At 46.1% G+C, this 20,380-nt stretch carries 13 protein-coding genes; 5 read left to right on the top strand and 8 right to left on the bottom strand.

Going from position 1 to position 20,380, the window contains the following annotated elements; translation table 11 throughout:
- Positions 1-82: 82 nt before the first annotated feature.
- The 5 genes from copI to ATG66_RS04185 form a co-directional block, all read right to left on the bottom strand.
- The gene (gene copI / locus ATG66_RS04205) at positions 83-685 is read right to left on the bottom strand and encodes a copper-resistant cuproprotein CopI (protein ID WP_098414111.1); all 603 of its coding nucleotides are present in this window, start codon (positions 683-685) and stop codon (positions 83-85) included.
- 64 nt (positions 686-749) lie between these two features.
- Positions 750-3,890: an efflux RND transporter permease subunit gene (locus ATG66_RS04200; protein ID WP_098414110.1), complete on the bottom strand. Its 3,141-nt coding sequence runs from the start codon at positions 3,888-3,890 to the stop codon at positions 750-752.
- A gap of 2 nt (positions 3,891-3,892) precedes the next feature.
- Positions 3,893-5,608, bottom strand: coding sequence for an efflux RND transporter periplasmic adaptor subunit (locus ATG66_RS04195; protein ID WP_098414109.1), 1,716 nt, complete (start codon positions 5,606-5,608; stop codon positions 3,893-3,895).
- A 107-nt stretch (positions 5,609-5,715) separates the two neighbouring features.
- Positions 5,716-7,050 (bottom strand): TolC family protein, encoded by a 1,335-nt coding sequence (locus tag ATG66_RS04190; protein ID WP_373560822.1) that lies wholly within the window; start codon positions 7,048-7,050, stop codon positions 5,716-5,718.
- 295 nt (positions 7,051-7,345) lie between these two features.
- Complete coding sequence (locus ATG66_RS04185; RefSeq protein WP_098414108.1) at positions 7,346-7,765, bottom strand: hypothetical protein; 420 nt, start codon at positions 7,763-7,765, stop codon at positions 7,346-7,348.
- 222 nt (positions 7,766-7,987) lie between these two features.
- On the opposite strand from ATG66_RS04185, the gene fdhF reads away from it, so the two are divergent.
- The 3 genes from fdhF (at position 7,988) to yegS (ending at position 14,047) form a co-directional block, all read left to right on the top strand.
- A complete protein-coding gene (fdhF, locus tag ATG66_RS04180) occupies positions 7,988-12,226 on the top strand; it encodes a formate dehydrogenase subunit alpha (protein WP_098414107.1) in 4,239 nt (1,412 codons plus the stop codon).
- Positions 12,227-12,655: 429 nt separating this feature from the next.
- A complete protein-coding gene (locus tag ATG66_RS04175) occupies positions 12,656-13,027 on the top strand; it encodes a hypothetical protein (protein ID WP_098414106.1) in 372 nt (123 codons plus the stop codon).
- A gap of 120 nt (positions 13,028-13,147) precedes the next feature.
- Positions 13,148-14,047, top strand: a complete 900-nt coding sequence (yegS, locus tag ATG66_RS04170; protein WP_098414514.1) for a lipid kinase YegS — start codon at positions 13,148-13,150, stop codon at positions 14,045-14,047.
- A 207-nt stretch (positions 14,048-14,254) separates the two neighbouring features.
- Here the strand turns inward: yegS and ATG66_RS04165 are convergent, their stop codons facing one another.
- Positions 14,255-15,487, bottom strand: coding sequence for an L-lactate MFS transporter (locus ATG66_RS04165; RefSeq protein ID WP_098414105.1), 1,233 nt, complete (start codon positions 15,485-15,487; stop codon positions 14,255-14,257).
- 571 nt (positions 15,488-16,058) lie between these two features.
- Here ATG66_RS04165 and ATG66_RS04160 point away from each other — a divergent pair.
- Complete coding sequence (locus tag ATG66_RS04160) at positions 16,059-16,415, top strand: NADH:ubiquinone oxidoreductase (protein ID WP_098414104.1); 357 nt, start codon at positions 16,059-16,061, stop codon at positions 16,413-16,415.
- 133 nt (positions 16,416-16,548) lie between these two features.
- Here ATG66_RS04160 and dcuC read toward each other — a convergent pair whose 3' ends face one another.
- Positions 16,549-17,916: an anaerobic C4-dicarboxylate transporter DcuC gene (gene dcuC, locus ATG66_RS04155; protein WP_098414103.1), complete on the bottom strand. Its 1,368-nt coding sequence runs from the start codon at positions 17,914-17,916 to the stop codon at positions 16,549-16,551.
- A 354-nt stretch (positions 17,917-18,270) separates the two neighbouring features.
- The gene (locus ATG66_RS04150; RefSeq protein ID WP_098414102.1) at positions 18,271-19,395 is read right to left on the bottom strand and encodes an acyl-CoA desaturase; all 1,125 of its coding nucleotides are present in this window, start codon (positions 19,393-19,395) and stop codon (positions 18,271-18,273) included.
- A gap of 270 nt (positions 19,396-19,665) precedes the next feature.
- Between ATG66_RS04150 and ATG66_RS04145 the strand changes: the two genes are divergently transcribed.
- Entirely contained in the window at positions 19,666-20,214 is a 549-nt protein-coding gene (locus ATG66_RS04145; protein WP_098414101.1) for a GNAT family N-acetyltransferase, read from the top strand.
- Positions 20,215-20,380: the final 166 nt, after the last annotated feature.

Genomic DNA, 20,380 nt, shown 5'->3' with positions numbered 1-20,380 from the left:
GTTAGATAATATAAATATAGGAGCCGATCACGGCTCCTATTTCATTAATGCCTAGGTTCTAGACTCGCGATATGAAAGATGATTATAACTCTATCTTATTCACCATTCCGGCTTCGGCGTGACCTGGAATATTACAAGCGAACTCCACTTTGTTGTCACCATGGAAGTGCCAAAGGAGCTGTTTGGCTTTACCCGGTTCAACCGTAACGGCGTTACCTGAATCATGCATATGATTGCCAGATATATTCTTCATCATTTCACGATGTTTGAGCTGTTCTGTTGCGGAACCAATCGTAAACTCGTGATTAATTTTGCCTGTATTCATTACCACGAATTGAACCACGTCGTCCGGTTCAATATTGACGTCTTTTTTGAACGTGATTTTCATATCATCGGTTAAGAGGACGTGAACCACTTTATCCGGTTTTGCGCCATTTGCTGGCATGCCGACAGCCGACATTCCGGTCATCCCCTGCATTCCAGAGTGGTCCATTTTCGAATGATCCATTTCGCCGTGGTCCATCGACATGTTATCCATCGGCATCGAGTCGTGATCCATCGACATAGAGCCATGATCCATTTGACCATGTTCCATGTTGTTGTGGTTCGTCGCTAAGTTGTCCGTGTGAGCGAAAACGCTGCCGGATGCGATAGTTAGAGCAAGAGCGATAAATGTCTTTTTCATAGTGTTTTCCTTTTACGTCAACAAGGTTATGCGCCACTGCACGGTATCCAGTGGCGCTTAATGATTATTTCTCTAATGGGTTGTTGGGTTTAACTTCGCGTTGTTTCCAAAGTTTGAAAATAGCTGGTAACACCAGCAGTGTGAGTAGTAGGGCAGAGGCCATCCCCCCAATCATCGGAGCGGCAATGCGTTGCATTACTTGAGAGCCAGTGCCTTCACCATACATGATAGGGATAAGGCCGATGATCACGGTTAATACAGTCATCATGACTGGGCGTACGCGTAATCCGGCACCTTCACGTATTGCGTCAGTGAGATCCCGAGCGTGAAGTGATTGCTGTTTCTCTTCCGCGTTGAGCTTTTTGTAATGCCATGCTTGGTTGAGGTACACCAACATGATGACTCCAATTTCCACGGCCACACCAGCGAGGGCGATAAACCCGACGCCGACTGCGATCGAGAAGTTGTAGCCGAGATAGTGCATCAGCCACAAACCACCGACCATCGACAAAGGTAACGTCAACATAATGATCAGCACTTCGCCAACTCGACGGAAGCTGAAATAAAGCAACATCATGATGATGGCGATGGTGATCGGCACTACTACGCTTAAGCGGTCTTTTGCACGCTCCATATATTCGTACTGACCTGACCACGCCAGTGAATAACCTGCAGGTAATTCTAATTGGTCCGCTACTACCTGTTGTGCTTCCACTACGTATGAACCAAGGTCTCGTCCTTCGATGTCAACGAATACCCAACCATTCGGACGAGCGTTTTCGGTTTTGATCATCGGTGGGCCATCTTCATAACGGATGTCTGCCACATCTGCGAGGGCGATACGAGCGCCATTTGGCGTGACGAGCGGCAAGTTTTGCAGTTTTACCACTGAATCACGGTAGTCCTGTGGATAACGAACATTAATCGGATAGCGTTCTAATCCTTCAATGGTTTCGCCTACGTTCATACCACCGACCGCAGTCGAAATGACTTGTTGCACATCTTTAATGCTCAACCCGTAACGAGCCGCAACACGGCGTTTAATATCGATGGTGACATAGCGACCACCTGCAACGCGCTCTGCGTAAACCGATGAGGTACCACGAACGCCACCAAGAATGGGTTCAAGCTGCGCACCAATTTTTTCGATCTCTTTTAGGTCGGGGCCGGCGATCTTGATCCCGATAGGCGTTTTAATACCGGTAGCCAGCATGTCGATACGTGTCTTAATCGGCATCACCCAAGCGTTAGTCAGACCTGGGAACTGGACAAGTTCATCGAACTCTTTACGTAAAGACTCTGTTGTCACACCTTCACGCCATTCATTGCGCGGTTTGAACTGAATGACCGTTTCGATCATGGTCAGTGGGGCAGGATCGGTTGCGGTTTCTGCACGGCCAATTTTGCCCCATACCGTTTTCACTTCCGGTACGGTTTTGATCAGCTTGTTGGTTTGCTGAACCAGCTCTCGCGCTTTACCAATCGAAATACCCGGATAGGTCGTTGGCATGTACATCAAATCGCCTTCATCCAATGGTGGAATGAACTCGCTGCCAAGTTTGCTGGTAGGGTAATAAGCCGAAGCCATTAAACCTAAAGCGATGATAATCATGCTCTTAGGATACTTGAGGCTGATATTAAGTAGCGGACGATATAGCGCGACTAAGCCACGGTTTACCGGATTTTTATGCTCCGGAAGAACCTTACCGCGAATAAAGTAACCCATGAGCACAGGCACAAGCGTAATCGCCAAACCAGCCGCTGCCGCCATCGCATAAGTTTTGGTAAACGCCAATGGCGAAAACATCTTGCCTTCTTGACCTTCCAAGGCGAACACGGGAACAAAACTCAGCGTAATAATAAGCAATGAGAAGAATAGGGGAGCCCCAACTTCTTCGGCCGCTTTACCTATCACCTGCCAGCGGTTTTTATCGGTTAAGGGGGTTCGCTCGATGTGTTTGTGGACGTTTTCTATCATCACAATGGCACCGTCCACCATCGCCCCGATGGCAATCGCTATCCCTCCGAGTGACATAATGTTGGCATTAATCCCTTGCGAGTGCATCACGATAAAAGCCGCTAAAATACCAACAGGTAAGCTCAGTGCAATCACCAAAGACGAGCGAATGTGGAATAAGAACAGCGCGCAAACAACGGCGACAACGATGAATTCTTCTGCTAGTTTCTTCCATAAATTTTCAACGGCAGCGTCGATCAGTGTTGAACGGTCGTAAGTTGGAACGATGTCGACACCATCAGGGAGACTACGTTGTAAATCCTCCAGCTTACTTTTTACTTTGCTTATAACCTCACTGGCGTTTTCGCCAAAGCGCATCACGATCACGCCGCCAACGGCTTCACCTTCACCATTCAATTCCGAGATACCACGACGCATTTGTGGTCCTAGGTTGATATCGGCAATATCACCCAAAAGAAGTGGTGTCCCTTTCTCTGTTACTTTAAGTGGCAGTGACTTAATGTCTTCTATACTCGTGAGGTAGCCCGTAGTGCGAACCATGTGTTCTGCTTCCGCAATTTCGACAACGGATGCACCAATTTCTTGGTTGCCGTTTTGGATAGCTAGATTCACTTGCTGCAGCGTCAGGTTATAAGCGCGCAATTTAGCTGGGTCGATCTGAACTTGATACTGTTTGACCATGCCGCCGACCGTTGCCACCTCGGAGACGCCATCGACGGTTTGCAATTCATACTTTAAGAACCAATCTTGGATACTGCGTAGCTCCGCGAGATCATGGTTTCCGGTCTTATCTTGCAATACATAGCTGTACACCCAACCCACACCAGTCGCATCTGGCCCTAAGGTCGGTTTTGCGCTTGGCGGTAATTTAGGTGCAACCTGACTTAAGTATTCCAAAACACGTGAACGTGCCCAGTACATGTCGGTATCATCATTAAAAATAATGTAAACGTACGAGTCGCCAAAGAAAGAGTAACCGCGAACGGTTTCCGCTCCAGGAACCGCCAGCATCGCCGTTGTTAATGGATAAGTAACCTGATCTTCAACCACTTGCGGTGCTTGACCCGGATAGCTGGTCTTAATGATCACCTGAACATCAGAAAGATCTGGAATGGCGTCGACGGGCGTGTTCTTTACACTATAAAGTCCTGCCAAAACAAGAACTAAAGTTGCGATCAAAACCATAAAGCGATTATTGATCGACCAACGGATAATTGCTCCAATCATAGTTAGCCCTCGACCGCTTCAAGTTGCTTCAATAAGTAGTCGGCACCTTGTTTTTCAACTAAAAACCGAACTTTTTGGCCCTCTTTGAATCCGGATAGATCCACGTTATCACCCACAGAAAAATTCATTTCTCCTGCATCCCAACGCCATTCAGAAACGGGCTGGTGGCGAAGGGTGACCATACCGAAATCGGCCATGAGCATACTGATATCGCCTGTCACCCACACGTTGGTGGCAATGACGCGGTCATCTGCTTTGTAGTCCACGATCTGGTATTGACCAGACTCTGTTTTTTTGATTTCGAACTCAATGGCTTGGCCTTTTTTAAGCTCGCCAATTTCAATGTCATCTGAAAATGTAAAGTTCATCACCATGCCAGGCCATTCCCACTCAGGAACGGGTTGGTGATTAATCGTTAGCATGCGATGATCTTTCATGACATCAGTCACTTCTCCCTTAGCCCATACAGTGGCTGCAGCTGCTGACTTGGATGAAGAAATACGGGCAAGATCTGCTGTTTGGCTTGATTCAGAATCGAGCATGAAGTGTGCTGAAGTGACAATTCGGTCATCTTTGGTTAACCCTTGTAACACCTCAATTCTGTCGTCTGCTTCGCGTCCTACTTTAATTCGGCTCGAGCGATACTTGCCTTCACCTTCCGCAAGGACGACCCGAGTCATGCCGCCTGAACGAATAACGGAAGATTTAGGGATCGTCATGACTGCCTTATCAGTCACCGGTTGCAATGCGATGTTGGCGAACATGTTGGGTTTTAGTTCGCCGTTTGGGTTAGGGAACTTAAGGCGTACACGTAAAGTCCGCGTTTTGGGGTCGAGGATCGGGTATACATAGTCAACAACGCCTTGCCACTCACTACCTGGAATCGCATCAAGCGTCATGGTCGCGCTGCTTCCTGCTTTCATCCATTGCGCTTGACGTTCAAACACTTCTGCATCTACCCAAACGTTATCGAGTGGGCCTGCACTGATAACGGCTTGAGCTGGAGATAAATAACCGCCTTCGCGGACATTCAAACTTGCGATGATGCCACCAGCAGGCGCTTTAATTTCAATCGTTTGGGATGCTTTACCACGTTGAGTGATGGTTTGGATTTGTGAACGATCGACACCCAGTGTGACCAAGCGTTCTGTCGCCCCTTTTACCAAGCCACTGCGCCCCGTTCGGTAAGCATTCAGCAGCTCCTCTTGTGCTTTGACAAGATCAGGGGAGTAGAGTGTAAACAACACATCGCCTTTTTCGACTTTTTCACCCACAGCATTAATGTAGAGTTTCTCGACCCAGCCTGCGACGCGAACGTTGGTTTGCCATAAATGACTCTCATCAAAAGCGATATAACCGACGGTTTCAATCCGTGGTGATAACTGCTCCACTGACACGGTCGTCGTTTTTACACCTAAGTTGTTTTCGACCGACGGGTCTATCGTTACTGTGCCAGGTTTTTCTTTTTCACCGGCGACATCTTCGGTATACACTGGGATTAAATCCATTCCCATCGGTGACTGACCTGGCTTATCACGTTTGTAGTTTGGATCCATTGGTGCGACCCAATAAAGTGGCTCATTGACACTGCTTGAGGCGTTATTGTCAGCGCTACTCATCTCGTGATTACTATCGGTGATAAATTTATTGACGCTAAACCCTAATGCTCCTCCGACGAGCAGAGCAATGGTTGCGACTTTTATCGAGTTTGAATTCATTTCTAATTCCTTATTTCCCCAGTGGGCGACTTGCGAGGCTGGTTTTTACGTTGCCAGCGAGCATAAAGCGGTGCGCCCAATGTTTGGATTCTTGATGCTTTGTTGGTCTAGTTCGTCTTGGCTTCTGGCGTTATGTCTGGCTTGGATACATGATATTCAAAGCCGCCAAGTAATGCCGATAAATTGCTGTTTACAATGCTTAAATCAGTGATTAAGCGTTGTTGTTCGAGCTTTAGCGCGAGTTCATCGGTACTTGCCAAGATCACATCGTTAAATTGAGCGGTGTTATTCTGATAGCCCCGTTCTACCGCATGGATACGAGCTTTAACTTGGGGAAGTAAGGTGGATTGATAACGCTCTAAGCGCTGACTCAAATTGGCACGATCAACCAACAGTGTGTTTACTTTCGCATTCATTTGCGTCAGTAAAGTGTCTTTCTGTGAGCGAGCGGCACCGACTTGATACTGAGCTGCGGCGAGGTTTCGGTCTTGGCGATTACCGGTGAAGAGCGGGATATCCATCGTCAAATACGCACTGACTAAATCGGATGCGGGTTCACCTTTCATATTGTCGGCTTGACGATAGGCATACATCACTTCCACACCGAACTGTGGTGTATAAGCTTGTTCGGTAATTTCCACTTGGGTTTCTTTGGTAGAAATGCTGGCATCCACCATTTTTACCATTGGGTGTTGACTCAGCTGTTGGTAATGTTTGGTCGTCTCGGTATTCGCGGATAGTTTTTGCTTTAACACTCCCCAAGTTAGTTGGTTACTTGCTTGAAGTGACAAACGTCCACTTGGTGTATGGGTATTAAGCCAGTCAGAACCTAACCATTCAGATAACTGCGAAACCAAACGACGCTGCATTTGAGTGTTAGCTTGCAATTTTTCATCCAATTTACTGACTTGAAGTTGTGCATTAAGCAGATCTTGCGCTTCACTTTTTCCGATTGAGTAATTGGTTTGAATGAAGTTTTCCATTTCTGCCATGAGACGGCGGTTTTCGAGCATAATCTGCTCGGCCTTTTGTTGATAACCGAGCTCAAGCCAGAGTTGAGTCATGCTGTTGGCTACTTCGAGTTCTCGTGCGTCGATTTGTAACGACAACCCGTCCGCTTGTTGGTTGGCTTTCTTTTGCTGCAGGTCGAGTGTGGAGCCTCGTTCGAATTGTTGCATCAAACCGACAGAGAGATTCGTCATAGGATCTTCGTCGAATTTAAAGCTGTCGACAGGCAGACCACCAAAACCCACTTTCAGTTTCGGATCCATTAACGTCGCGCTCGCGACACCCGTTTCGCGCATGGCTTCGGATTGGGCAAAGAATTGCTTACGATTTCCATCGTTACTTAAAGCAACGTTAATAAGTTGTGCTAGCTCTTGGGTTGATTGAGCGTAGGCTTCTTCTTGTTGAGCCTTGGTGTCCGATGGCGAGTGTGCCATGACATTAAAGGCAGGTAGGGCAACCATAGTCAGTGAGCAAATTGGTGCCACTAAACGATTTGGGGTGAATTCCATAGTTTACATCCAAATTGATACCAAGCTCGCTACTCGTCAGGCTCGTATTTACGCGCGAGAAGGAAGAAGTTGGTATTTGCCAAACGGATGAAGCACTTTGAGATGGCTAAGGTATCTGCGACGAGTCACATCCACCAACACATAGCTAAGGTAAGTACATCATCAATTAGGCGCAAAGAAACTGCCTGCAAATCGTGCAGGGTCGAATGCTTTGAATAAACTAAACGATAGGAGGTCGATACAAATCGAGGCTAATTTGTACTATTGGCGTCATGATTTCTGGCAAGACAGAGGCACGATGAGCCATCGGAGAGAGTTGGTTTACAGGAGCGGGTAATGGAACAAAAACGAATGAACAAGAAGCCGTGCAGCAATTGTGGGCTATGCCAGAACCATCGGAACAAGCCATACTCATTTCAGCGGAGTGTGACTCTGAAGATACAGGCACCTCCACCTTTATGCTAGGGGAGCCGCAGTGTTCGCTTCCGCTTGTCATACTGGTTATCTGTTTGGACATTATGTTGTTGCCCGACATCATTTTTAGGCTCATTAAAGGCGCGCTATTCACTACGCTAGATACCAGCAGTATCAGCGTTGTACATAACGTTAGCCAAATTGTATGCAATGGTTTCAGGCGCATACGGTTTCCATTAAATAATGAGTGTAGAGGTCAAGTAACCCTTTAATAATAAAGGTTACCCTTAGGGGAGAGTCAAGGGGTAATATACCCAAGTAGCCTCAAAGTATTTAAACATATTAGCCAATAAAAAATTCGTTATTGAGTTTTTTGTCACACGAATTTTCCATGCTAGGAGGTATCCTTATAGAATATAAGGAATAGAGTGCCTGCTCCGGGGTTTGTATGATTGAAATTGTCATCGATGGGAAATATAGAATTGTAGAAGAGGGGCTGACCCTTTTGGAAGCAGCCAAAGTGTGTGGGGTCGAAATCCCATCACTGTGCGGAATGAATAAAAGTAACGAGAAAATTCCGTGTGATTTGTGCGCTGTCGAAGTCGAAAGCGGCGTAACAAAGCGGGCCTGTGAACTTAAAGTTTACCGCGGTTTAAACGTGGTGACGCAATCAGAACAACTGAGCGAACACCGCCGAAAAGCGCTGAACCGCATCATGACAGACCATTACGCCGATTGTGAAGCGCCGTGCAAAATCGCTTGCCCTGCAGGGGTGGACATCCAATCCTATCTTTACCATATCTCGCAAAACGATCATCAACAAGCCATTGAAGTGATCAAGCGCACGCTGCCAATGCCGTTGTCTATTGGGCGCGTGTGTCCGGCATTTTGTGAAAGTGAGTGTCGCCGTGCTTTGGTGGATGAGCCGATTGCGATTCGTCAACTCAAACGCCATGCTGCGGACGCTGATTTAGCCGCGCATGAAGCGTATGCCCCAGAGCAAAAGCTGGCCAAGCATCGTAAGGTCGCCGTCGTTGGTAGTGGCCCTGGCGGCTTAACGGCAGGTTATTATTTATCGAACGAAGGGTACGAGGTTAGCGTATTTGAGTCGATGCCAAAAGCGGGTGGTTGGTTGCGCTATGGCATTCCGGAGTATCGCCTACCAAAAGCCATTTTAGATAAAGAAATTGAATTGATGTGTCGCAACGGCATGCAGATCGAAACCAACAAAAAGCTTGGGGTTGATTTCACGCTTTCTCAACTTAGTGAAGATTTCGATGCGGTGTGTTTGGCTGTCGGTGCTTCGCAAGCGGTGGAGATGAATTATCCGGGCAGTGATTTAGCCCGTTGCTACCTTGGCGTTGATTATTTAAAGGATTACGTCACGGAACAAAGCTACGTGACAGGTGAAAAAGTGGCGGTGATCGGGGGAGGCAACACCGCGATAGACTGTGCTCGTACCGCACGCCGTGCAGGAGCCGATACCACACTGATTTACCGTCGAACCCGAGATGAAATGCCAGCAGAAGATTACGAAATCGTCGAAGCTGAACATGAAGGGGTGAAATTCCATTTCTTAACCAATCCGGCAGAAAACATTGCCGATGAAAGCGGCCGTGTGAGTGCGATTCGTTTAGAACGTATGGTTCTCGGTGAACCGGATGCTTCAGGTCGCCGCCGCCCACAACCGACGGGTGAGTTCTTTACTCAAGCGTTCGATACCGTGATAGCTGCGGTGTCACAAAAGCCGGATTTGAGCTTTTTAGCAAGTGATGAGTTGTCGATTCCTTTGACACGTTGGAACACCTCTGAATCCGATATTCAAACCATGCATACTGGTACGGGAAATATCTTCAGTATTGGCGATTTTCGCCGTGGCCCTGCGACTGCGGTAGAAGCGGTGGGTGATGGACGAGTGGCGGCAAAAGCGATCGACTTGTTCCTTAATGGCGACATGGCGGATATGCCTACACCAGCGTTCAATTCACGTAAAGAAAAGAAGTTAGCTCAGGTTGATCCACTTCATTTTGAAAATATTCAGAAAGTGGCTCGTTCAATCATGCCGGAATTAACACCAGAGCAGCGTGAGCAGAGCTTTGCCGAAGTAGAACTTGGCTTCGATAATGAAGAAGCGATGCAAGAGGCGGCGCGCTGCCTTGAGTGTGGTTGCCAAGCGAATACGGACTGCGCCTTGCGCGATTACTCAACGGAGTACCATGCAGAGCAACATTTTGATTCTTCATTAGAAGTCTCCTCAACCAGTGTGATTGGCCATCAAGATTGGGTTGATCTGCGAGCGAAAGATCTTCGCCATAAATACGAAGTAGACCGCAGCTCCGAGTTTATTGAGTTTGACGCCAACCGCTGCATCAGCTGTGGTCAGTGTATTCAAGCGTGCCGCGAGCAAGCCGTACATGGGGTGTTGAGCTTTGTCTCGGATAAACAAGGCCGTCCCGCGTTAAGGCCCGATGATCGCCCTCGATTTCGCTCCGATGAGAAAGGCGCTAGCTACCGTGGTTTAACCTTGATGGGTGACTCAAAATGCGTGCAGTGTGGGGCGTGCGTTCAAGCGTGTCCGACTGGTGCGATGGTGGATAGCCGCGACCGTTCTCAAGGTCGAATCGAGCATTTGAAAGCCGTGGACACCATTTGTACGTACTGTGGCGTGGGCTGTAAGTTGACCATGTTTGTCGACGAACAAGAGAACGAAATCCGTTACGTGAAAGGTGCGGATTCGCCCGTGAACCAAGGCATGCTGTGTGTGAAAGGCCGCTTTGGCTTTGACTTTGTCGGCAGTCAAGAGCGTTTGACCACGCCACTCATTCGCAAAGACGGATGGCTACAACCTGCCAGTTGGAAAGAAGCGATTCAATTGATCGCTTCGAAGTTTACTGCTACCAAACAAGATTTTGGTAGTAATGCGTTGGCGGGGTTCTCCTCAGCGAAAACGACCAACGAAGATAACTACGTGTTCCAGAAATTTATACGTCGCGAGCTAGGCACTAACAACGTCGACCACTGTGCACGTTTGTGTCACGCTTCAAGTGTCACTGGGCTGGAGGCATCACTGGGTAGTGGCGCCATGACCAACGACATTCCGAGTATCAAGCATTCGGATGTGATCTTTATTATTGGCTCGGACACCACTTCTGCGCACCCGATCATCGCCTCTCATATCAAACAAGCGATTCGTCACCACGGTGCGCGCTTGATTGTCGCTGATCCGAAACGTGTCGATATGGCTGAGCATGCGGAACTGTACTTAGCGCATCGCCCTGGTACTGATGTCATGTTGCTCAACGGTGTAATGCAGCAGATCATCAAAAACGGTTGGTATGACCAAGAGTACATAGAAGAGCGTGTAGACGGCTTTGACACCTTACTTCAAGAGGTCATGTCGCCAGCATATAGCTTGGATAAAGTCGAGCTCGTCACAGGGGTTAAGGCGGACGATATTTTCGCCATGGCGCGCATGATTGGCACGGCGAAACGGACCGCGGTGTATTACTCGATGGGGATTACCCAGCATATCACTGGTCACGACAACGTGCGTTCGATAGCGAACCTGCAGTTGCTGTGTGGCAACATCGGTATTGAAGGGGGCGGGATTAATCCATTACGCGGCCAATCAAACGTACAAGGTGCGTGTGATATGGGCGCGTTGCCAAACTGTTATCCGGGCTATCAAAAAGTGTATAACCCGATGGTTCGTCAGAAGTTTACTATTGAGTGGAATGCACCGAATTTGTCTTCTGAGCAAGGGCTTACCCTGACAGAGATCATAGATGCGGCGTGCAAGCGCGAAGTTCGCAGTATGTACATCATGGGGGAAAACCCAGTGTTGAGCGATCCGAACCAAGCGCATGTCATCGAAGGGTTAGAAGCATTGGACTTCCTTGTGGTTCAAGATATCTTTCTTACCGAGACCGCTCAGTATGCGGATGTAGTTCTACCTTCTTGTTCGTTCGCAGAAAAATCAGGGCATTTCACCAATACTGAACGTCGTGTACAACGTGTCAATGCTGCGGTTATTGCGCCGGGCGAGGCGAAGGAAGATTGGTGGATCATCCAAGAAATCGCCAATGCAATGGGCAGTGATTGGCGCTACCAAGGTGTGTCGGACATCACTAGTGAGATTGCCCGTTTAACACCTCAGTACGCTGGTTTACGTTGGGGGGCGATTACGCCAAACGGTGTTCAGTGGCCAAGTAATAAGAATAATCCGAATGGTACGCGTATCATGCACCAAACCCAATTTACCCGTGGCAAAGGGCAAATGGTGGGCATTCCGTTCCGTTATGCGGCTGAGCTACCAGATGAAGAATATCCGCTAGTACTCACAACCGGGCGTGTGTTAGAGCAATTCCACACTGGCACGATGACGCGTAAAACAAAAGGGCTGGATAACCTTGCAGGACCAAGAGCGATGATCAGTGTTGAAGATGCGGAAGCGATTGGTATCCGTAATGGTCAACGTCTGAAAGTGTCGACCCGACGTGGCAGCATCGACATCGATGCGTTTGTGACCAAACGAATGCAAAAAGGGGTGGTGTTCATCCCATTCCATTTTGTAGAGTCTCCAGTAAACCGCTTGACGACCACAGCGACGGACCCTCATGCGAAAATTCCTGAGTTCAAAGTCGCAGCGGTGAAAGTTGAAATCAATGAGACGACGGCGGCTGGCTAGATAATTTGATTGTATTTGAAGGGCGGAAATCTGACTTCGATTTCCGCCCTTATTGTGTTTGCCCTATCTTGCACTCACTCGGCTTTTATATTGTTTGCCAATGGGTTATGAGTGCCATCGTTTTGCCATCGCCACATTTTTATCTCATGGTTGACCCCTTCTCAGAAAAAACGGACTGAATAGTGAATCGTCGCTTTGCGGGGCAGATCTGATCATCGAATGGTCAACACAGGTAGCGGTCCGTACTGATTAAACTCATGCGTATGGTCGATGTTGTTACATGGTTAAAATTTGTGATGAGCTTTTCATAGAATTGACGCTCTCTGACGATCCTCTGTTATTTGGGTAAGTCCCATAACCTAAACTTTGCCCGCTTCCTATAATAAATTAACGAAGCAGAGTTTTGTATAACAACAAGAGGCCGCTTGCATGACAAGAACAACCTCATTTGTACTGGTGTTAGTAGTGGTGTGCGCATATTTTGCTTACAACCGTTATCACGTTTACCCGAAGCAGTTGGAAACACAAGCCAAATCCATGTTGATACAAATGGCAAATCGCGAAGAGTGGGTTGATGTGTTTGAGATGATGAATCGCGTAGAGGCTCATCAGGGCTACTTGGAGCTTGTTGCTGACGTTAAGTCGTCTGATGGAAAGCGCGCTTATAGTGAAGGTTTTATCACCTATACCAACCGTGAAGGGGTGGTATGCAAAGAAGTGGTGTTTAACTTTAAGATCAATTCACTGAAAAACTACAGCATTTCCGATTTGCACGATTGTTCATATGGTGAATATTATTAAGTCGCGGTTGAACAAGAGAGCTCTGAGCGATATGTCATTTTAGTTTTACAAACGACAGCGCCTAGCAGTCGCGAGCTAAAATTAAGCAAGACAAGCCATCAACAAATAGGGAGCTCAATGGTGAAGACAATACGTGCCATTCTTAACGGTAAAAAAGCGGGTAATCCGGAGTTAAGAAACGCAATCATGAAAATGAGAGAACAAGGCGTCGACATGCAAGTTCGAGTGACCTGGGAGCCTCAAGACATGCCGCGTTTGGTAAAAGAAGCCGTCAATGAAGGCATTACGCGTATCGTGATTGCAGGTGGGGATGGAACGGTCAATGAGGCGGTCTCGGCACTGATGCGGGTTGATGAAGATCAGCGTCCAGAGTTAGCCATTATTCCGCTTGGGACGGCAAATGACTTTGCAACAGCGAATCGAGTGCCTGTTGCTATCGAGGAATCTTTAGCGCTAGCCGTAAATGGACAACCGGTCTTAGTGGATTGTGTCAAAGCGAATGATCGTTATTTCATTAATGTGGCGACTGCAGGTTTTGGCGCTGAAGTTACAGCAGAAACGCCAGTCGAACTTAAAAACTTTTTAGGTGGCGGGGCTTATACACTTACTGGCGTGGTAAAAGCTCTCGGATTTAAACCCTATGACGGAACCATTACGATTGAAGGTGAAACCTATCAGGGTGAAATGGTGCTTGGGGCTTTTTGTAACGGGCGTTTAGCTGGGGGAGGGCAGGAGCTCGCCTCTCAAGCGATGATTGATGATGGTATGATGGACGTGACCTTAGTGCGTCCTTTTTTGCCACATGAATTACCTAAAGTTATTGAAGAGGTCAACAACCCTAGCGAAAAGGGCGAATTTGTAAAACATACCCGTGCAAGCCGGTTAGAGATTGATTTCCCGAGTCCATTACCTCTTAACTTGGATGGTGAACCATATCACTCAAGAAAAATACGATTTGAAATACAGTCAAAGAGCTTGAGGTTAGTGCTGCCTGAAAACTGTCCATGCGTCGCGCACTAAAATGGGGAGAGTTTTCCACTATAGCCAGAGAATATGCTTTTCTGCTGTAAGCAGAACGCGATACCACGGCATTTGCGTGGCAGGGCAATTTGAAGAAGTTCTTTAAATAGTCATCTGGGGCGAGTTCGATAGAGCTTTCCATAAACGACGTAACAAAAAAGGCTTAACCCGTAGATTAAGCCTTTTTGTTGTCAAATCAATTCGCAATTATGCGTTTTTCAGCTGTGCGAGTTTCGTTTCGGTCAGTGGTTTAGTGACGAAAGCCAGTACGATACATACTGCCATCATAACTGCTGAAACAGTGTAAGCTAGGGTATAACCCTCGCCGCTCGTCATTGAAAAACCAACCACTGCGGCGCCGATTGCGCCACCGATACCCCATGCCGTATAAAGCACGCCATAGTTAGTTCCATAGTTTTTCAGACCGTAGAACTCAGCCGTCAGAGTCGGGAATACCGCGAGAAGTGTGCCATAACCAACGGCTGCGATTGCTGTACCGATGATCAACGTGAACTCCGAATCGAATGTTGCGAACAGCACCATGTTTACGCCTTGTAGAACAAAAGCGAGAAGCAGTGTACGAACACCGCCGATCTTGTCTGCAAGCATACCTGCCGCCACACGGCCGCCTGAGTTGAATACAGCAAGGATAGACGCTAAGTAAACCGCGTTTGGCAAATTAGCTTGAACGCTAGCGATTGTTGTGATGTTACCGATGATCATTAGGCCTACAGAGGCAGCAAACGCGTACATGATCCACAACGAGTAGAACTGAGGCGTTTTTAGCATTGCTTTCCAAGTGAGATCGTCAGATTTTTTCAACGCTTTAGGTGCTTGACCTTCTTTTACTTTAGGTTCTGCTGGCGTGTAATCGGCTGGTGGGTTATTGATGGTTGCTGCTAAAGGTACGGCAATCGCAAGGATACCTACACCAAGAACCATAAAACTGGACTGGATGCCCATGCTATCGATTAGCGAAGACGTCACGGGGGCTAGATAGATAGCGGCTAGGCCAAAACCAGCCGCGATGATGCCGTTAACCATGCCTTTCTTAGATGTATGGAACCACTTCATTGCAGAAGGTGATAGACATGCGTAACCAAAACCGATACCTGCTCCCGTCATTACACCAAACGTGATGTTTAGCATCATTGGTGTGTTAACAAAGCCTGACGCGATCATGCCTAAGCCTGTTAAAACCGTGCCTAGGATAAGAATCAAACGTGGACCCATACGGTCTTGAAGAATACCTGCAACAAGAAGACAGACAGAGAAAGTGATGGTTGCAGTTGCGTAAGGTGCAGATGCTTCTGCAGCACTCCAGCCTGATTCAGTTACCAATGCCTTATTGAATACACTCCAAGCATACAGGATGCCAAGACAAAGGTTGATGCAGAACCCTGCAAGCAGGATGCGCATTGCTTTATCAATCTTGCTCATTTTTATTCTCAATGTTGCCTCTTGGCTCAAAGGCAAAGAGGTTTGGTTTAAAGATGCGTTTTCTCAAAATTAGTTTGCACTTTTCAACGCATAACGTAATTGGCGCGGATTATAACCAATAAATATGTGATTGGAATCTCTTTTTACCGCGACGGATAAAAATAATTTGAAATATTTAAAGTGGTTGTAACGGTATGGTTTAAAATGTAGATAAGATGCTAACTCAAAGTAATGTTCTTTATTTCTGATCCTAAAAAACGAAATACAAACAGCGAAGTCAGTGCAGTTAGATGCATGCTCACATTTTATATAAAAAGTTTTAAAATATTGAGGTGTTAATTTTTTGTAGCAAAATGAGTTGGGTAGTTGAACTGGCATGTAAGTGCCGGATGTGAAGGGACAAGAAAATTAGATTTGTTACCTTTTTGTAATGGCTAGTCTAAAGTGAATGGTTTGTACGCAAAGTGAGTGGTGAATGTGCTTGTAATTGTCAATCAGATGAGCAAAATGAAGTGAAAAATGAGTTTTCATTTATGAATGGATACTTTCAAAATTTGTTATGAGGTGACTGATGAAATTGTTCCTATTACTCATGGCTTCTGTTTCTGCTGGTGTTGCATCTGCAGAGCACATCCATTCCTTTATGTTAGGTCTATTTATTGCTTCGTTAGCAGTAGGTAGCTGTTACTTCTTTACGTTTCGTAGCTCGCGTTTTCCTCAACTTGCTTTGTTCTTGTTAATGTGCGGCATGTTATCTAAATTATCGATTACCACCGTTGGTGTGATGTGGGGCATGTCAGCTGAGTTGATCACTTCGCCAATCATTTTTGCGCTTTCTTACTTGTTTTTTTCCTTAGTGGTAACTTATTTGTGGTTTAGCTACCGTGATCGTATTACATCGATTCCAGAGCAATTCAAGTCGGCATAAGCCAAATAAAACCCAAAAGAAAAAACGCCAGCATTCATGCTGGCGTTTTTTCTTTATAGCCACTAAGTTCAGGCGTTTAGATACTCATGAAACTTTCAAGGAAGTCAGATGCTTGAAGTTAACAATGAGGTGACTATGCGCTCATCGGAACAAGAATCACAGTACCAATGATCACAGTGATAAGACCGGCTAGCACAGGAACGGATGTACGCTTAACGACTTCAAACGGGCTGATTTTTGCCATACCAGAAGTCGCCACGATTACACCAGATACAGGAGATATGGTACGGCCTAGGTTGGATGCTTGAAGCATTGGAATGATTAAGAACGCTGGGTTAAGGCCCATTTTAGCGGCCAAAGAAGGCGCAAGTTCAACAAATGCGTAGAATGGCGCATTACCAGAGCCCGTAGCGATAGCCGCTGCTACGGTTAACGCTGTAAGAATTAGCATCAATGCAATACCGCCAGCGCCTGCATTGTCTGCCAAGTGAAGCAGGTTATCAATAGCGCCGATTGACATCAAACCTTGTGCGAAAACGCCTGCTGCAACCAACAGCATGACCACGCCTTTAAAGGCTTCTGCCATACCCGCATAGCATGAATCTAAGTCTTCCAGTGATTTTCTACCATCAAATTTATTCACCACATAGTGGATAAGCGCCCCAATAAATATTGAGCCTACAACGATCGTATAGATATCTAGGCTTAGGCCAGGAATAGTGCGGCCATTGAATAAGAACACACCGATGATCGGTAAAAATGGCAGTGCGGCATAAAACGCAGGGGCATCTGCTTTTATTTCTGACACGTCGATTTTTTCCATTGGTGTATTTTCTTTTTTATCGAGGTATTTGTTCCAGAAGAAAGCTGCGGCCGCCATCACTATGATCGCAGAAATAGAAACGGGTAAAACGGTTTGTACTGCAAAAACGTCAAGAGCAAGCCCAGACTTTTCTGCCGCAATGACCACGTCACCGGATGTTGGAGAGAGAATTATCGCTGCTGGAGATGCACATACTGCCACTGCTGCTGGGCGAGAAATGCCCATCGCGACCATCATTGGAAATAGCGTCGCCATCAATAGAACGCCAAGACCCGTCGCAGAACTTACTGCGAGAGACATCAAACAGGCCACAATGTAAGCCGCTACCAAAAGGACATAAGGAGACTTGATAACAGACAGCGGTTTAGAGAACTGTTTGACCACGACATTGTTGGCGCCAATATGAGTCATGTAAGAAGCGAAGCCACACAATAACATGATCTGCATACCCAAGCCGCCGCCTCGGTATTGAAGCATATATTTCACATATTCCAACGAGTCCGTCACCATATTACCAGTAGAGGCCACTTTCGATGGCAGAATATCGTGTCCCAACACTCCCGTCATAAGCAGCAAACCAATACCAGCAGTCAAAAGCACGCCAGTCGCTTTATAGCCTTTGACAATGAAATAACCAACCGCAATGGTGACTACTAAGCCAATTAAGAGTTCTAACATAGGGGCTCCAGATGTTATGAAAAAAAGAAAGAAACGATTTCAGTTTATGACATGGAATTTACAGAATTATCATCTGTGGCACGAGGTAAATATAGGGCAAGCATGATCTAAGACAAATAATGATTTAATAATAAAATTCGTTAGATTGTATTGTTGGAATTTGGTTTTGTAAGTGTTATTTGCTGGTTTTATTCAGTTTAATGGAAGGAAAATACGAGTCGATTTTGAGCAAATAATAAGCAGATTTATTCAAAATAAGGAAAAGTGTTCATTCGGTTAAGAAAGAGGAGGAACCGCTTTGTCAAACAAAAAGCTCCGCCGAAGCGGAGCGGGCTCTTTGGGTAATATCTGGTTCTAGGCGTATCGGCGGATCATGAGGTTCCAACTGCGTTGTTGTCGTTCAAACTCTGTTTTTATCTGTTGATACTTCAATTTTGTTATCGAACATTCGTACCTTTTAACCACACTTGCGGTTTTTTCTCCTAATACTTCTTTGCGCACTTCATAATACTCCTGCATGTGATGTACCAAGGCATCAAACTCTTGCTGAAGCTGATCGAGGATCGTTTGAGTATTTGGTTTTCGCTCCAGTTTCTCTTTTGCTTTTTTCAACAGCTGCGCTGCACGCGCTTTTTCGATTCTAAACGTAGGAGTTGTTCGGAGATTACAGGCTAGCCCTAACCAAGAGCACAGTTTGATTAACCATTTTGTAGGATCATAATGCCACCAATACACGCCGTTGCGATAATCATTCTCAAAAATGTGGTGGAAATTATGGTAGCCCTCACCAAAAGTAAAAAACGCTAAAATTCCGTTGTCTCGCGCCGTGTTCTTATCTGTGAAAGTCTGTTTACCCCAAACATGTGCTAGAGAGTTTATGAAGAAAGTTGTATGGTGACTCAAAAACAAGCGAGCGGCCCCAACCACTAACAGCATTCCCCAGATATCACCATATATAAAGCCAAGAGCGACGGGAAAGCCGATGTTCGTTACGAGTGCGAGCGGCACATAGTATTTATGTTGCCACATTACGACTTTGTCACGTTTAAGATCACGGCAGTTAGTGTATTCGTTTTCTTTTGAGTTGTTGTGGTCACGCAACATCCAGCCTATATGTGAATACCAAAAGCCTCGTTTAGCCGAATAGGGATCTTTCTGATTGTTATCGACATGCTTATGGTGTACTCGATGATCCGAAGACCAGTGTAAGGCACTATTTTGCAGTGAAAATGCCCCACCAATCGCGAATAGATAACGAAGCATTGGATGAGCTTCGTAAGTTTTGTGACTCCAGAGACGATGATACCCCGCAGTAATCGATAGATTGGTGAAACTAAAGGCGATAACGCCCCAGACTAAGTGTTCCCAACCCAAGCTGTAATGATAGGCATACCAAGGGGTTACGATGAGTGCAAGAATGAAGCTGGCAGAAAAAACCAATACATTCAGCCAGATAAGAGGTGGTTTATTTGGAGTCACAATGTGTTCCTAACTTTGGACTTACAACTGTACGCTAGAATATCAGCGTACAGTTGTAAGTCAAATTAAAGTTAGACAAATGTGATAATTCTTATTGAAGTGAATCGGTAATCTTAATGGGAGATTTTGCTTTTAATTGAATAATGAGTAGTATTAAAAAATGATCTCTGGCGTAAAGCGTATAAAGTCTGCCAATAAATAAGGTTTATAAGAGTGAAATATGCCGAGAATCTATAAACCAGCAAAAATGTAAGAAAATAGGAATACGTAATGGATTTACGATTAGCGGAATATAAGGATTATGAGCGTATTGCGCATCTACATGCGGATAGTTGGAAACGTCATTATCGAGGTATCCTAAGTGATAACTATCTAGATACCGAGGCGATTGGTGATAAGTTACTGATTTGGCAAACCCGCCTAACCAATCCACCGTTCAATCAACATATTGTTCTTGCAGAAGAAGGCGACCTTTTAATTGGGGTGGTTTGTGTGTTTGGCAATCATGATTTTGAGCGTGGGACGTTTATTGATGCGCTGCATGTCGATGATAGCTATCGTAGCCGTGGTATCGGAAAGCAACTGTTACTTGCTGTGGCAGAGTGGCAACAACAGTACTTTCAGGACACCGGCCTATACTTAGAAGTCGTGTCGAAAAATATGTCTGCTGTCGAATTCTATCGACGCATCGGTGGCCAAGAGTGTCAAGAGCGTACTTGGCTCGCGCCTGGCGGAACAGAAGTCTTGGAAAAAGTGTTTCGCTGGAAAAATGCGCAATCGCTCGTGAGTGGTATAGAAGAAAACGTTATTTACTCGTAGACAATCGAATTGAGTGAATACGACAAGAGCAGCGTAAACGTTGCTCTTTTTTGTGCCAAATGAATATATTTGCCAAGTTGAACTTATAGCTAAAGATTTTTAAATCTGCTAGAAGGTAAGCACTTCCGAAGCCAAATGAGAGTAACCTCCCATCGCTGCTTTCTTA

Origin of the sequence: Vibrio sp. ES.051 (assembly GCF_002563795.1) — a bacterium.
Lineage (GTDB): Bacteria > Pseudomonadota > Gammaproteobacteria > Enterobacterales > Vibrionaceae > Vibrio.
The sequence above is the reverse complement of the archived record's forward strand: the minus strand, read 5'-3'. Positions and strand labels throughout refer to the sequence as shown.